Annotated in this window: 12 protein-coding genes; 10 read left to right on the forward strand and 2 right to left on the reverse strand. The window is 43.0% G+C overall.

Annotated elements, in window-relative coordinates; genetic code table 11:
• The first annotated feature begins 166 nt into the window (after positions 1 to 166).
• Positions 167 to 2,080: a molecular chaperone DnaK gene (dnaK, locus tag ACOSVQ_RS00380; protein ID WP_491980636.1), complete on the forward strand. Its 1,914-nt coding sequence runs from the start codon at positions 167 to 169 to the stop codon at positions 2,078 to 2,080.
• A gap of 270 nt (positions 2,081 to 2,350) precedes the next feature.
• Positions 2,351 to 3,493: a molecular chaperone DnaJ gene (dnaJ, locus tag ACOSVQ_RS00385; protein WP_042489044.1), complete on the forward strand. Its 1,143-nt coding sequence runs from the start codon at positions 2,351 to 2,353 to the stop codon at positions 3,491 to 3,493.
• A 65-nt stretch (positions 3,494 to 3,558) separates the two neighbouring features.
• On the opposite strand, the gene ACOSVQ_RS00390 is transcribed toward dnaJ, so the two are convergent.
• The gene (locus ACOSVQ_RS00390) at positions 3,559 to 4,623 is read right to left on the reverse strand and encodes a LacI family DNA-binding transcriptional regulator (protein ID WP_491980637.1); all 1,065 of its coding nucleotides are present in this window, start codon (positions 4,621 to 4,623) and stop codon (positions 3,559 to 3,561) included.
• Between the two features lie 408 nt (positions 4,624 to 5,031).
• Here ACOSVQ_RS00390 and ACOSVQ_RS00395 point away from each other — a divergent pair, with 408 nt between their 5' ends.
• The 8 genes from ACOSVQ_RS00395 to ACOSVQ_RS00430 are packed head-to-tail and all read left to right on the forward strand — an operon-like array spanning position 5,032 to position 14,698.
• Positions 5,032 to 5,964 (forward strand): carbohydrate ABC transporter permease, encoded by a 933-nt coding sequence (locus ACOSVQ_RS00395; protein ID WP_416922798.1) that lies wholly within the window; start codon positions 5,032 to 5,034, stop codon positions 5,962 to 5,964.
• A 4-nt stretch (positions 5,965 to 5,968) separates the two neighbouring features.
• On the forward strand, positions 5,969 to 6,811 hold the full coding sequence (locus ACOSVQ_RS00400; protein ID WP_416922796.1) for a carbohydrate ABC transporter permease: 843 nt from the start codon (positions 5,969 to 5,971) through the stop codon (positions 6,809 to 6,811).
• Positions 6,812 to 6,815: 4 nt separating this feature from the next.
• Positions 6,816 to 7,970: a glycoside hydrolase family 88 protein gene (locus ACOSVQ_RS00405; protein WP_491980638.1), complete on the forward strand. Its 1,155-nt coding sequence runs from the start codon at positions 6,816 to 6,818 to the stop codon at positions 7,968 to 7,970.
• 13 nt (positions 7,971 to 7,983) lie between these two features.
• Entirely contained in the window at positions 7,984 to 9,099 is a 1,116-nt protein-coding gene (locus ACOSVQ_RS00410) for an ABC transporter ATP-binding protein (protein ID WP_491980639.1), read from the forward strand.
• Between the two features lie 13 nt (positions 9,100 to 9,112).
• Positions 9,113 to 9,748 (forward strand): hypothetical protein, encoded by a 636-nt coding sequence (locus ACOSVQ_RS00415; RefSeq protein ID WP_491980641.1) that lies wholly within the window; start codon positions 9,113 to 9,115, stop codon positions 9,746 to 9,748.
• On the forward strand, positions 9,738 to 11,000 hold the full coding sequence (locus tag ACOSVQ_RS00420) for an extracellular solute-binding protein (protein WP_491980642.1): 1,263 nt from the start codon (positions 9,738 to 9,740) through the stop codon (positions 10,998 to 11,000). The genes ACOSVQ_RS00415 and ACOSVQ_RS00420 overlap by 11 nt, the downstream gene beginning before the upstream one ends.
• Positions 11,001 to 11,046: 46 nt before the next feature.
• Entirely contained in the window at positions 11,047 to 12,864 is a 1,818-nt protein-coding gene (locus ACOSVQ_RS00425; RefSeq protein ID WP_491980643.1) for a heparinase II/III domain-containing protein, read from the forward strand.
• 10 nt (positions 12,865 to 12,874) lie between these two features.
• Positions 12,875 to 14,698, forward strand: coding sequence for a DUF2264 domain-containing protein (locus tag ACOSVQ_RS00430; protein ID WP_491980644.1), 1,824 nt, complete (start codon positions 12,875 to 12,877; stop codon positions 14,696 to 14,698).
• 44 nt (positions 14,699 to 14,742) lie between these two features.
• Here the strand turns inward: ACOSVQ_RS00430 and ACOSVQ_RS00435 are convergent, their stop codons facing one another.
• The gene (locus tag ACOSVQ_RS00435) at positions 14,743 to 15,183 is read right to left on the reverse strand and encodes a type IV pilin protein (protein WP_491981103.1); all 441 of its coding nucleotides are present in this window, start codon (positions 15,181 to 15,183) and stop codon (positions 14,743 to 14,745) included.
• Between the last annotated feature and the right edge of the window lie 74 nt (positions 15,184 to 15,257).

Below are 15,257 nucleotides of genomic sequence, written 5' to 3' on the forward strand. Positions count from 1 at the left end.
AACTGCTCGAAAAAGCCGATAATTTTTATTTTTTTTCATTTTTCCCCTTGAAATGCTTTTTGACGCCCTTATCTATTGGGCATACAAGAAGCAAACATACATGTTTAGCTTGTTGCCCGATAAGGGCATAACAAACGAACAGAGAATTTATTTCGGAGATAGCCTGATGGGTAGAATCATTGGTATTGACTTAGGTACGACTAACTCATGTGTTGCTGTACTAGACGGCGACAAACCTCGCGTAATTGAAAACGCAGAGGGCGAACGTACCACCCCTTCTATTATTGCATATACAGACGGCGAAACATTGGTCGGTCAACCTGCAAAACGTCAAGCTGTAACGAACCCAGAAAATACGCTATTTGCTATTAAGCGTCTTATCGGTCGTCGTTTCGAAGACGAAGAAGTTCAGCGCGATATCGAAATCATGCCATACAAAATTGTTAAGGCTGATAACGGTGATGCATGGGTTGAAGCTAAAGGCCAAAAAATGGCTGCACCTCAAGTTTCAGCAGAAGTTCTGAAGAAAATGAAGAAAACTGCAGAAGACTTCCTAGGTGAAGAAGTAACTGGCGCTGTAATCACAGTTCCTGCTTACTTTAACGATGCTCAACGTCAAGCAACTAAAGATGCTGGTCGTATTGCTGGTCTAGAAGTTAAACGTATCATCAACGAACCAACTGCAGCAGCTCTAGCTTACGGTTTGGATAAGAAAGGCGGCGACCGCGTTATCGCTGTATACGACCTTGGTGGTGGTACATTCGATATTTCAATCATCGAAATCGATGAAGTTGAAGGCGAGAAAACGTTCGAAGTTCTTTCTACCAACGGTGACACGCACTTAGGTGGTGAAGACTTTGACAACCGTCTAATCACTTACTTGGCTGATGAGTTCAAGAAAGAGCAAGGTATTAACCTGAAGAGCGATCCGCTTGCAATGCAACGTCTAAAAGAAGCTGCAGAAAAAGCGAAAATCGAACTGTCTTCAGCACAGTCAACTGACGTGAACCTACCATACATCACTGCAGATGCGACTGGTCCTAAGCACATGAACATCAAGATTTCTCGTGCGAAACTAGAAAACCTAGTTGAAGACCTAGTTCAACGTTCACTAGACCCACTAAAAGTTGCTCTAGCGGATGCTGACCTATCTGTAGGTGACATCACTGACGTTATCCTAGTTGGTGGTCAAACTCGTATGCCTATGGTTCAGAAGAAAGTTTCTGAGTTCTTCGGTAAAGAGCCACGTAAAGACGTGAACCCTGATGAAGCAGTAGCTGTTGGTGCTGCAGTTCAAGGTGGTGTACTTGCTGGTGACGTTAAAGACGTACTTCTTCTAGACGTAACTCCACTGTCTCTAGGTATTGAGACTATGGGTGGCGTTATGACTAAGCTAATCGAGAAAAACACAACGATTCCTACTAAAGCGAACCAAGTGTTCTCAACAGCTGAAGACAACCAAAACGCAGTAACGATTCACGTGCTACAAGGTGAGCGTAAGCAAGCGACTTACAACAAGTCTCTAGGTCAATTCAACCTAGAAGGTATTCAACCTGCACCTCGTGGTATGCCTCAAATCGAAGTTATCTTCGACCTAGATGCGGACGGTATCCTGCACGTATCTGCGAAAGATAAACAAACTGGTAAAGAACAGAAGATCACAATCCAAGCTTCTGGCGGTTTGAGCGACGCAGAAATCGAGAAAATGGTTCAAGAAGCTGAAGCTAACAAAGAAGCGGACAAAAAGTTCGAAGAGCTAGCAACTGCACGTAACCAAGCTGACCAAATGATTCACGCAACTCAAAAACAAGTTGCTGAAGCAGGTGAAGCACTTCCAGCTGATGACAAAGAGAAAATCGAAGCGGCTATCTCTGCTCTTGAAGTAGCGAAGAAAGGCGACGATAAAGCTGAAATCGACGCAAAAGTTCAAGCTCTGATGGAAGCTTCTCAAAAGCTAATGGAGATTGCTCAACAGCAAGCTCAAGCACAACAAGGTGCTGGTGCTGAGCAACAATCAGCTTCTAAAGACGATGATGTTGTTGACGCTGAATTTGAAGAAGTGAAAGACGACAAGAAATAATTTGTTGTAAGCGGATGACTTGTTACATTACAAGTCATCTGTGTTCACGATTCATGCTATTTACTTGCGGGCGTCAGAGTTTCTCTCTCGCCCGCATGTTTGTAGATGTAGAGTCTATCCAGATAATACTATTTGCTCGTCAACTCATAGCATCAACATATTGATTGCTAAGTAAATAATAAAATTGTTGTCAGTAATATTATCTAGATTGATTGATAAAAGACGGAGAAGCACAGCGCTTCTCGCTGAAAGTAATTGGTAGTTTAAAACATGTCAAAACGTGATTTTTACGAAGTATTAGGCGTTAGCCGTGATGCCTCAGAGCGCGATATTAAAAAGGCGTATAAGCGCCTAGCAATGAAATTCCACCCAGACCGCAATCCGGGTGATGCGACTGCTGCGGATAAGTTTAAAGAAGTAAAAGAAGCGTACGAAATTCTGACTGATGATCAGAAGAAAGCCGCTTATGACCAATATGGTCATGCAGCCTTCGAACAAGGCGGCATGGGCGGTGGTGGCTTCGGCGGTGGCGGTGCTGACTTTGGTGACATCTTCGGTGATGTGTTTGGTGACATCTTCGGCGGTGCTCGTCGTGGCGGCGGCGGTCCTCGTGCGCAGCGTGGTGCTGATCTACGTTACAACATGGAACTGTCTCTAGAAGAAGCGGTTCGCGGTTGTAGCAAAGAAATTGAAGTACCAACACTGGTTCATTGTGATACTTGTAATGGCTCTGGTGCTAAGAAAGGCACATCAGCACAAACCTGTGGAACCTGTCATGGCCACGGTCAAGTGCAAATGCGTCAAGGCTTCTTTGCTGTACAACAAACCTGTCCTACCTGTAACGGTAAGGGCAAGATCATTAAAGACCCATGTAATGATTGTCATGGTCAAGGTCGCAAGCAAAAAACTAAAACGCTTAACGTTAAGATCCCTGCTGGTGTGGATACAGGCGATCGCATTCGCTTGTCTGGCGAAGGTGAAGCGGGAGAGATGGGGGCGCCAGCAGGTGACCTATACGTACAAGTTCACGTGAAAGAGCACCATATTTTTGAACGTGACGGCAATAACCTTTACTGTGAAGTGCCTGTAAGCTTTGCTATGGCAGCACTTGGCGGTGAAGTTGAAGTACCAACCCTTGATGGTCGTGTAAACCTTAAAGTGCCAGAAGAGACGCAAACAGGGCGTATGTTCCGTATGCGTGGTAAAGGCGTTAAGAGTGTACGTGGTGGCGCAATTGGTGACTTGCTAGTGAAGCTGGTGGTAGAAACACCTGTGAAACTCAGCTCTCGTCAAAAAGAACTATTACGTGAACTGGAAGACTCTTTTGGTGGTGAAGCAGGTCAAAAGCACAAACCAAAATCAGAAGGTTTCTTCAACGGCGTTAAGAAGTTCTTTGATGATCTAACCAGCTAATCTTAGTGACTCGATATAAAGATAAGGCCAGCATTGCTGGCCTTATTTGTATGTAAAATCTGGGATTATTGAGTGTGTTTTTGCGGATAGACGGAATTACGTTCAATTAACTCAACCGCCATGTAAGAGCGGATTCCACTAATAGTGCTGTGTGCTTGCTTACTGATAAGCATAGCTAAACCTTGTTTGGCTAAATCATAGTAATTAGAACGGATTGTCGTAAGCTGTGGCGTAACCAGAGAAGATATTGGTAAATCGTCAAAGCCGATGATCGATATATCCGCCATTTTCTTACTCTTTAATGTCTGCATGAGAGATATCGCCATCAAATCACAGATGCAGAAAACCCCATCAATGTTATTAAGCAGACCATCATCAATGATTTTCGGTAGCAGATATTTTGCGCCAAAATCTCCGCCTGCATTGCCATGAATGATTTTGTCATGCAACTCTGGGTCATGCTTTTTCGCATATTCGACCAGATCTATCACTTTACAACTTCGCTCTGGGTGAATGTCTATTTGTCGGTGTGCTCGCTGAAAGCCTAATTGTCGGTCGGTTAACGACTGGCGAAAGTTAACTGTGATGATGCAGTTGTTCCTGTTGCCAGCTTCTAACAGGTATTGACCGGCTAAGTAGCCACCGTATTCATAGTCAGGTGAAATACTTGAGAACTGCATCGAAGGGTCACTGCCATTGATAATCTGCACAGGTTTGCCGATAGATTTCAGTACATCTAGCAAGTTAGGATTTTCCATCCCGACCATAATCACCGCGTCAGCGCCTTCAAATTGCTCTTCAAGTGCTTCTTTGTTTTCTCGAAGACTGTCGATCAGTACCACTTCAATTTCTATTTCTAGTCGCTCAGCTTCGAATTTCAATCCGGACAAAACCGCATAATAAAAACTATTTGGATTAGAGAAATCGTCATTAGTAATAACAACAATTTTGCTCAATGTTGAAAGCGGAAGGGATTTATAGACCTTTCTTTTATAGCCCAATTGCTTGACGGCTTGTTCCACCTTTAATTTCAGATCGTCACTCACGTATCCACTGTCATTTAACGCTCGTGATACGGTCGCAATAGAGGTGTTCGCTAATTTGGCAACGTTTTCTAGGGTAGGCTTCATGGCAAAACTTATTCGATCTGTAATTTCTTTTTATCTGAACACAGTTATTTTGGAGTGAGAAGTAATTTTTACATCGATAGTGGTAATTCGCATATTCGGTCACAATCTAATTTAATTTTAGCCTTAAAAATAAAATGTGAATATTTTTACATGTAATGATGTATTTTATTTATTCTCTTTAAAAACAATGCATTATATTGATTTTACAGTTTTCACTATTTACGTAAAAAGATTGGTTTATGTGTAAATTTTACATTTACCTGTTTTTCCATGTGTAAGTTGATCGTACTCTCATTTTTATCGTTACTGATACCGAATAATAGATTTGATTATGGAGATAATCGCAATAAGCCGTTTATTTATTAGATTGAATAAACATAAATTCATTTCAGTAGATTGAGTTTATCTATGTCTGATCAAGCACTGGCCGTGAAAATAAATCCTGAAAAAGCAAAAGCTAGAAAGAATCGCAAAGTGAGAGATATGCTTACCGCATATTCTTTTATTGCTCCCAACTTTTTAGGCTTTGCAATATTTACGCTCGGACCTATTGGATTCGCCTTCTTATTAGCTTTCATGAACTGGGATGGTTCTAATCCTATGGAGTTCGTTGGGCTTGATAATTTCTTTGCGTTATTAGAAGACCGTATTTTTAAAATTTCACTCTGGAATACGATTGTTTATACGCTGTTTTCTGTTCCTCTTACTTTAGTTTCGGCGCTCGCTATCGCAGTACTGCTCAATCAAAAAATCAAAGGACGAGGTTTGTTCAGAACCGCAATGTTCTTCCCATATGTGGCGTCGTTGGTGGCAGTAGCTGTGGTATGGAACATGGTCTTCAACCCTGATATGGGTCCGGTCAATATGCTGCTTTACAACTCAGGTGTTGATCCGCAAAACCTGCCTGGCTGGTCAGCAGATAAAGACTGGGCTATGCCAACCATCATCCTATTCGGTGTTTGGAAAAACATGGGTTACTACATGGTGATCTATTTGGCAGGTTTACAGGGCATCAACTCTGAATTGTATGAAGCGGCCGATATCGATGGTGCTAATAGCTGGCAGAAGTTCATCAGAATCACAGTGCCTCAACTTACACCCACCACGTTTTTCGTTTCAGTAATGCTGATGATTCAATCCTTTAAAGTGTTTGATCATGTATTACTTCTTACTCAGGGCGGTCCGGGCAGCTCAACCATGGTATTGGGCTACCACTTGTACAACGAAGCATTTGTGAGCTGGCGTTTAGGTTACTCATCAGCGATTGCAATTGTTCTGTTCTTACTAGTGCTTATCGTGACCATTATTCAATTCAAATACGCCAAGAAGTACGAAGAGTAATAAGATGAAAATGCAATCTAAAACTAAGCAGGAAACAATTAAGAAGTTTGTTCTCTATGCAGTCATCATTGCTATTACGCTTGTAATGATCATTCCATTTATCTGGATGTTGTCTGCTTCTCTGAAACTCAGTAGGGATGTGTTCGTATTCCCGATTGAGTGGATTCCATCAGTACCAAGATGGCAAAACTTTGTTGATATTTGGGATCAAATCCCACTGGCGTTGTTTATCTACAACACAGCAAAATTAACCGTAATCGTAACGATTCTTCAGTTGCTGACATCAAGTTTCGCAGCCTATGCCTTTGCCAAATTGCGTTTTCCGTATCGCGATGCGTTGTTCCTTGGCTATGTCGCGACTATCAGTGTTCCTTGGATCTCTTACATGGTTCCTCAGTTCATCATGATGAGGGAGATTGGGCTGAACAACACCCACGCAGCGATCATCTGTTTACAAGCATTTACCGCTTTCGGTGTGTTTCTGATGCGTCAGTTCTACATGAGCATTCCGGACGAGTTGTGTGAAGCGGCGAGAATTGACGGCATGAACGAGTACCAGATTTGGTACAAAATCATGCTGCCACTTTCTAAACCTGCATTGTCGACCCTGACTATCTTTACGTTCGTCTCAACATGGAACGACTTCTTAGGACCAATGATTTATCTGACGGAAACCAAGCTTAAAACCATTCAGATAGGTCTACGTATGTTTATCTCTCAATACTCAGCAGAGTACGGCCTGATCATGGCAGCATCAGTTGTGAGCTTAATTCCCGTACTGATTGTTTTCTTAACTCTACAGCGTTTCTTCGTAGAGGGTATCGCTTCATCAGGCTTAAAAGGTTAACTAAATGAATATCAAAACACTTTCAGAGCAGAGTCTGAATAACGCGATCACGCAGGCTGTTTCTATCGTCAAAGGCAATCTCAAGCAGTTCACCTATGACAGCCAGTTCCACTCGAGTGAAAACAACTTTTATAAAGCATGTGATAACAACCTTTGGACAACTGGCTTTTGGCCGGGAGCAATCTGGTTAAGCTATGAGTTGACGCACGATCCAATCTTCAAATATGCAGCGCAGATTCAGGTTCAGAGCTTCAAGCACCGTATCGAAAACCTAATCGAAGTTGAACACCATGATATGGGTTTCTTGTATACCCCATCGTGTGTTGCAGCATGGATGCTCACCAAAGATGAAGATGCGAAAAAAGCAGCACTGTTGGCTGCTGACCAACTGTGCTCCCGCTACCAGCCTGTGGGTGAATTCATTCAGGCTTGGGGTGAGAAAAATGCGCCGGACAACTATCGCTATATCATTGACTGTTTGATGAATGTGCCTTTGCTGTACTGGGCTTACGACCAAACGGGTGACAAACACTACCTTGATATTGCACTGAAGCACACGGAAACAACATACCAAAACTCAGTGCGTGAAGACGGCTCTACCTTCCATACCTTCTTTATGGATATGGAAACGGGTGCTCCATCATATGGCTCTGCATGCCAAGGTTATAAAGACGATTCAACGTGGGCTCGTGGGCAAGCGTGGGGTATTTACGGTTTCGCTCTGGCTTACCGTTACACCAAAGATGAGAAGTATCTCGATGTGTTTGAGCGAGTGCTGAAGGTGTATTTGGAGTTTTTGCCAGAAGATCAAATTCCGTACTGGGATCTGACTTTTACTGACGGAAGCAGCGAACCAAGAGATTCTTCTTCTGCTGCTATTACTGCCTGTGGTCTATTGGAAATGGCGGATCTGGTTGAAGAGGGTAAAGCGAAAGAATACCGAGCAATTGCTTGCTCAATGATTCAAAGCTTAATCGACAATTACGCAGTAACAGACGCGACACAGTCGAACGGTTTGTTGCTACATGGAACCTATTCGAAGAAAAGTCCTTATAACACCTGTACTGAAGAGGGTGTTGATGAGTGTGTCTCTTGGGGAGATTACTTCTACCTTGAAGCATTGACACGTTTGACCACCAACTGGAACCCGTATTGGTAAAAGGAACAGAGACATGGCTGCTATATCACTACATAAAATTAATAAGACTTATGACGACAAACATGTTGTTGTTCCAAGCATCGATTTAGAAATTAAAGATAAAGAGTTCATCATCTTAGTTGGTCCTTCCGGCTGCGGTAAATCAACGACATTACGTATGATTGCGGGCTTAGAAGACATTTCCAGTGGTGAGCTAATGATTGGCGGGAAGCTCGTCAACGATGTGCCGTCAAAAGATCGCGACATCGCGATGGTCTTCCAGAACTACGCGCTATATCCGCATATGACGGTATACCAAAACATGGCGTTTGGTTTAGAGCTGCGTAAAGTCGATAGAGACATCATCGAAGAGAAAGTTCAAGAAGCGGCTGACATACTCGATATCACCCACCTGCTTAACCGTAAACCGAAAGCTTTGTCTGGCGGTCAACGTCAGCGTGTGGCTTTAGGTAGAGCAATGGTTCGTGATCCAGAAGTATTCTTGTTGGATGAGCCTTTGTCGAACCTTGACGCCAAACTGCGTGGCACTATGCGTGCAGAAATCAGTAAGCTACATAAACGCCTTAATTCAACCTTTATCTATGTGACTCATGATCAGGTTGAAGCAATGACCATGGCTGACCGAATTGTGGTCATGAAAGATGGCATTATCCAGCAGGTTGACACGCCACAAGTGCTTTACGATAACCCTGCCAATATCTTTGTTGCGGGCTTTATTGGCGCACCACAAATGAACTTCATCTCTGCAAAACTGCTACTGGATGGCAACGATTTTAAAGTCTCGGCTCTTGGAACAAACCTGAAGTTGCCAAAGCGTTTCTCTGCGCAAACCTTGGATGCTCAATTGAATGAAGAGTTAGTGTTGGGGATTCGCCCTGAGGATATCTACGTCAAAGCGCCAAAAGATATCGATGAGAGTTTGATTACGCCTATGGAGTTTGAAGTGGATCTTGCTGAACCTATGGGCTCAGAAGTACATCTTAGCCTGACCTGTAAAGGGCACAAAATGGTGGCAAAAATCACTTCACGTTTGCATGCCAAAGTGGGCGACAAGTTAACCTTATATGTCGATATGACACACGCTCATTTGTTTAATGAAAAAACGACCCAGTCGTTAATGCATTTATAAGCTAAGGAATACCATGCTCCGTATATTTAAAGACAACAATTCTATACTTGCCGTTATTTTTCGCGAGCTGTGGAATTTATTTGTTCTGAATATACTGACGCTTATTTCAATGTTGCTGGTTGTGACTATTCCTGCCAGTTTGATTGCTGCATACAAAATATGCGAAAGGATGGTTCAGGATAAAAGTGTGTCTGTGTACGCTGACTTTAAGTGGCATTTCAAAAAGGTCAGCATCAGAGATTGCGCTTTCCTATGGGCGATGATGATTACTAGCGGCATCCCTGCCTACAGCGGCTACATCTACTTTCAACTTACACAGCATGCCACGATTTACAGCCTGCCTTTGACTGTCTCTGTACTCGTGTTTGCTATGTGGGTTGCAACAATATTTATATACCTGAATAAGAAGCCGGAGGAGGGTAACTTACAGACACTAAAACAATCCTTGCTGAAACAAATGGGTAAACCGTCGCTAATTATAAAAATAAACATAATCGTTGGCTTATTTGTATTAATTGCCGTTGCGATGTTTCCCTTATCTTTCTTATTTATTATTTCAATCATGCCTCCTCTGTGTTTGCTGTTTATAGCTAACACGATGAATAAATCCAAAAAGCGAGAAATAGAAGGAACTTGTCATGTTAAATAAAAAACTTACAACACTCTGCCTGACATCTCTGTTATCCGTAGGCGGTGTAGTTCAAGCCGCTGATGACCCGATTACCCTGAACTGGGCTCGTTGGGATGTATCAAGCGGCGTAGAACTCAACGCTATTGCAGATGCTTACATGAAAGCGCACCCAAATGTGAAAGTTAACTCCGTTGATTTAGGCAGTGCGGATTACAACTCTATGCTGATGACTCAGCTCTCTGGTGGCGCGAAGAACATTGATATCGTGACCGTTAAAGATGTTCCGGGGTACACAGACCTAATTCGTTCAAACAACGTGGTAGACATGACAAGTGCACCAACAGACGAATTAAAAAATAACGCTACTTATCAAGGTTTGATTGACGAATTCACTGTTGACGGCAAACTTTATGCGCTGCCAATCCGCCTTGATTTCTGGGTGCTTTATTACAACAAAGCTTTGTTTGATAAGGCGAATACACCTTATCCAAGCAATGATATGACGCTAGAAGAGTTTGATGCGTTAGCTGAGAAAGTCACCAGCGGTTTTGGTGCGAACAAAAACTACGGTGCTTACTACCACACTTGGCGTTCAACGGTTCAGCTTCCTTCTCTGTTTGATGGCAAACAGACGTTGATCAGCAAAGATTACTCGTTCCTAAAACCTTACTACGAGCGTGTTCTGAAACTGCAACAAGAGGGTACTGTTCCTCGTTACGCTTCACTAAAAGCAACCAGCACTCACTACTCAGGTCCTTGGTTTAACTCAACAGTTGCAATGCTTCCTATGGGTTCTTGGTTTATTTCTACACAAATTGCGAAGTTGAAAACCGGTGAGAGTAAAGCCAGCGAGTGGGGCATCGTGAAAATGCCTCACCCTAAAGGTGTGAAAGCGGGTACTACAGCCGCAACGGTAACCAGCCTTGCAGTTAACGTAAACTCTGATAAGCAAGAAGCAGCATTAGATTTCATCAAGTTCGCAGCAAGTCACAACGGTGCGCTGGCTGTAGCCAAAGCGGGTGGTTTCCCTGCTAACCAAAACGAAGAAATCTTGAAGATTGCGGCTAATCGTGACGGTTTCCCTAAAGATGCGAAGAGCCTAGCCGCTCTTGAAATTGGCAAGACTTACCTAGAAATGCCTGTTGACTCTTTAACTCCACGAATTGAAGTGATTCTAAACCGTACACACGATGCAATCATGACTGAAAGTGAAAGCATTGATGATGCGTTGAAGATGCTTAACAAAGACGTTGCACAAGTACTTAATTAATCTGAAATGAGCCACGTTCTGCGTGGCTCTACTTTTAGGAATGACAATGGAACTGGTACAAGCGTTTACTAACGTTCGAACTCTTTCATCACTGACTCCTTTTCCAGCTTGCGACGACAGAAATGCGTGGCAAGCTTTACCGTCTTGGGTTCAGTCGGTGATTCAAACGAATTTGGCTAAAGCTTACGAATCGGCGTGGACACAGTTATTTGCTTCGGATTATCTGGCTTTTTCACAGTCGGGAAATCGGGTGAATTTTGAAGCCAAATATTTTCAGCGTCGAGAAATGCTTATTGATTTAACGCTCGGCTATTGTCTCTCCCCCGATGAGAGATTATTGGCTCAGATTGTTGATGGCATTATCTTGATATGCGAAGAGTCGGGCTGGCAGTTACCTGCTCATAACGGATATGTTCGTGACTCAACCTTGTACCCATTCCCAGATACTACCCGCCCCGTTATTGATCTATTTGCCGCAGAAACTGGCGCATTGCTGTCACTGGTGCACTATTTACTTCAAGCCGATCTACAACATCAATACCCCTTTGTGTTAGAGAGACTCAATCTTGAAGTGACTAAACGGATTGTTGAGCCTTTCCTTGATTCTCATTTTTGGTGGATGGGAAATGGCGATGAATCTATGTGTAACTGGACGCCGTGGTGCACGCAGAATGTCTTGCTGACTTTCTTTGTTCTTCCTCATTCACAAGAGAAGAAACAGAAAGCGATTGAGAAAGCAGTATACGCTCTGAACTGTTTTTTGAAGGATTATGGTGATGACGGTGCATGCAACGAAGGTGTGGTCTATTACCGACATGCAGGATTGTGCTTTTTCAACTGCATCGATATTTTGAATCAGGTAAGTGATGGTTTTTATCTCAATGTTTTTCAAGAAACGAAAGTTAAAAACATGGCGAATTTCATCACCAATAACCATATTAACGAGCAATGGTATTTTAACTTTGCGGACAGTGCTCCGCGCATAGACTCTTGTGATGTCAGAGAGTACTTATTTGGCGTTGCCACAGACTCTCCTGTATTGATTCAGCACGCATTGGAAGACTGGCAAAGAAGTGTGAATAACGGCGGAAAGAGCCGTTTGGCAAACGAATACAGCCTCTATTATCAGCTACAAGGTGCATTCTTTGCGCAGGCGATGAGTGCCCGAATCCAACAGTCACTATCTGAACAAGAGCGTGTTAAGCCGGACGTATATTATCCAAGCATTGGTCAGTTTATCTCGCGAGATAATAGCTTTGCTTTGAGTGTTAAAGCGGGGCATAACGCAGATAGCCACAATCACAACGATGTCGGCAACATCATTGTTTATAAAGCTGGTAAACCAATCTTGATTGATGTTGGTGTTGGCACCTATACCAAAAAGACTTTTTCTGAGCGGCGCTACGAGATATGGACCATGCAGAGTGCTTGGCACAACCTACCAACGTTTTCAGCCGTGATGCAAAACAACGGTAAAAGTTTCGCTGCAACGGATGTCAATGTCGAGTTTTCACCTCAGGTGAGCTCTATCGCTATGGAACTGTCCAACGCTTATCCACCCGAGGCAAATCTCAAATCTTATCGACGCAAAGTCACTCATGTTAAAGGGCAGTACATTCAAGTTGAAGAGCAGGTTGAAGGCGGTAGTGAAATGGTGCTTTCACTGATTTTTTCTTCCTTTCCTCAAGTCTTTGACAAGCACATTTTAGTTGGAAGCTCTCAAATTCAGTTTGATCAATCTATCCATGTCGACATTGATAGCGTAGATATTGATGACGCCCGATTGAGGCAGTGTTGGCCTGAGAATTTATATCGAGCAAGAGTAAAAACGGAAAATTCTAAGTTCAGTTGGCGTATTTTTTAAGAGAAAAATCATGAGCAAAACTCAACAATTTCTGAGCAATAATCCATTAGCAACTCGCAACGAGTTAGCCGCTTGCTGCCAAGAACTGCTTAAAGCTGTGGATCCTTTTTTTACAGCCGGATGCAGTGGATTAGCTTTAGGTGAAACCACCACACATTACGGAAAGAAAATCGCTGAGATGGAAGCCTTCTCGCGTCTATTATGGGGTGTTTTTCCTCTGCTTTCAGGTGACTTTAATAGCTCTAATGTTGAGCATTACTTTGATGCAATACGAGTTGGTACAGATCCAAATCACCCTCAATATTGGGGAGAGATAAACGATTTTGATCAAAGAGCCGTTGAAATGGCGGTTTATGGCTACGGAATGGCTCTGCTTGGGGAAGGTTTTTGGAACCACTTTAGCGAATCAGAAGCAAACAATGTCCAGACTTGGTTAGAGCAATCGGCTTGGGCGGCTATTCCTGATAATAACTGGCATTTCTTTCCAATTATGGTGCAGATGGGTTTTCAGCTATCGGGTAAGCCTTACGATCAGAAAAGCCTAGATTTTCACTTTGCCAAAATTGAAGAATATTACCTAGCAGACGGTTGGTATTGTGATGGTATTGGTCGACCTAGAGATTATTACATCTCTATGGGATTCCACTTCTATAGTCTGTTTTACGCCAAACTGATGAAATCTCATGACCCAGCACGTTCTGCTCTGTTTGTTGAGCGAGCAAAACTGTTTGCTAACGATTTTATATGGATGTTTGCAAAAGATGGGGACGCTATCGCATTCGGACGCAGCTTAACCTATCGATTTGCTGAAGCTGCATTTTGGAGCGCGGTCGCTTTTGTTGATGAAGATATTTACGATCTTGGAGTGGTTAAAGGATTACTGATGCGTCATCTGCGATTCTGGTTTAAGCAGCCCATTTTTGATCATCAAGGTTTACTGACGATTGGCTACCATTATTCCAATTTAATCATGGCTGAAGATTATAATGCGCCCGGCTCAACCTATTGGGCGGCGAAAGTCTTTTTGGTGGTTGCTCTTGGGGAAGAACATCCTTTCTGGCAAGCCGAAGAGAAGCCTTTGCCTGCAATGAGCGGAATACATATTCTTCCTCATGCCAATCAGATCATTACCCACAGTGATGAGTCAAAGCATGTGTGGATGCTGACGTCTGGTCAGCTAGAACTCAACAACTATGTTAATACTGAGTCGAAATACACCAAGTTTGCCTATTCCAATCTATTTGGATTTACGCTTGAGCGTGGTCGTTATCAGCTTAAACACAATGCCTGTGATTCGATGTTGCTGCTCAGTGAAGGTGACGGTTATTACCGCGGTCGCCGAGAGTGTGAGTCTGTTGACGTAACGGATCAATATATAGTCTCAACGTGGCGACCATGGAAAAACGTTGTAATAAAGACGTGGTTAATTCCTTGTTCTGACTGGCACATCCGTCTGCATTGTATTGATAGTGAGCGAGAGTTGGAGGCTGTAGAAGGAGGCTTTTCTATCAAAAAGCTGCCTCAATCAGTGATTGAATCGTCGCAGACTCAATGCCGTGTAGTAACGGAGGAGTTAGAGTCACAAGTAGTTGATTTACTAAACAGCGCTAAGGATACCCAGTGTGTTACCACTCCACCCAATTCCAATATCCTTTATCCTGAGCAGACATATATTCCAGTCTCAACGCACGATATTCATGTTGGTCGTCAGTGGATAGCTTCTGCGATATTTGCTGGAAAAAGTAGTGCGCATATCGAAGCACCGACACTGAGTTTTAATGGGCAAGAAATTGAGATTGTTCATTTGAACGAAACGAAAACCATCAAAATTTAGTTGAAGCTATGCCAAGAAGGTTTTTCCTTCTTGGCTCTTTGCGATTATAACCAGCAAACTGTGGGCAAGCTTTCGCCTGTATGGGATAGGGTTAACTTGTCATACACGCTACCTAAGCAGGTATCTTTATTTTGTCCTTTTGTTGCTTTTGGTGTTGCTGTAATCAGGTAGCCCGTTGGACCGGTGGTTACCGATATTTCATATCTATCGCTATCTGTTTCGCAAAAGCTGCCGCATATCCCGTTGCTCAGCACTGCATCAGCTGAATAACCGTTATTAAAGTGTTCTTCTAAATAGAGCTGCAATTTAGCCATATCTGACATTGCCTGTTTTCGATGAACTTTTCTGATGTGGTCGCTGTAATTGGGGTAAGAGATGGCACCTAGAATACCGATGATGGCGACAACGAAAATTAATTCGATGAGTGTCAAACCTTGTTGCTTACGTGGTGCGATCTTGCAGTAAATTGTTCGAATCATTTCTATTACTTCTCCATATCAATCTCCGCCATTTTTCTTACCTGTTAGTATCCTTGCAAGTTGATTCATATTCTTTACAA

This window comes from Vibrio sp. HM8-C (genome assembly GCF_058630515.1).

Bases quoted from the DNA above. Each gene is read 5' to 3' on its own strand.
- dnaK (WP_491980636.1), top strand. From the start codon at position 167: ATGGGTAGAATCATTGGTATTGACTTAGGTACGACTAACTCATGTGTT.
- dnaJ (WP_042489044.1), top strand. From the start codon at position 2,351: ATGTCAAAACGTGATTTTTACGAAGTATTAGGCGTTAGCCGTGATGCC.
- ACOSVQ_RS00390 (WP_491980637.1), bottom strand. From the start codon at position 4,623: ATGAAGCCTACCCTAGAAAACGTTGCCAAATTAGCGAACACCTCTATT.
- ACOSVQ_RS00395 (WP_416922798.1), top strand. From the start codon at position 5,032: ATGTCTGATCAAGCACTGGCCGTGAAAATAAATCCTGAAAAAGCAAAA.
- ACOSVQ_RS00400 (WP_416922796.1), top strand. From the start codon at position 5,969: ATGAAAATGCAATCTAAAACTAAGCAGGAAACAATTAAGAAGTTTGTT.
- ACOSVQ_RS00405 (WP_491980638.1), top strand. From the start codon at position 6,816: ATGAATATCAAAACACTTTCAGAGCAGAGTCTGAATAACGCGATCACG.
- ACOSVQ_RS00410 (WP_491980639.1), top strand. From the start codon at position 7,984: ATGGCTGCTATATCACTACATAAAATTAATAAGACTTATGACGACAAA.
- ACOSVQ_RS00415 (WP_491980641.1), top strand. From the start codon at position 9,113: ATGCTCCGTATATTTAAAGACAACAATTCTATACTTGCCGTTATTTTT.
- ACOSVQ_RS00420 (WP_491980642.1), top strand. From the start codon at position 9,738: ATGTTAAATAAAAAACTTACAACACTCTGCCTGACATCTCTGTTATCC.
- ACOSVQ_RS00425 (WP_491980643.1), top strand. From the start codon at position 11,047: ATGGAACTGGTACAAGCGTTTACTAACGTTCGAACTCTTTCATCACTG.
- ACOSVQ_RS00430 (WP_491980644.1), top strand. From the start codon at position 12,875: ATGAGCAAAACTCAACAATTTCTGAGCAATAATCCATTAGCAACTCGC.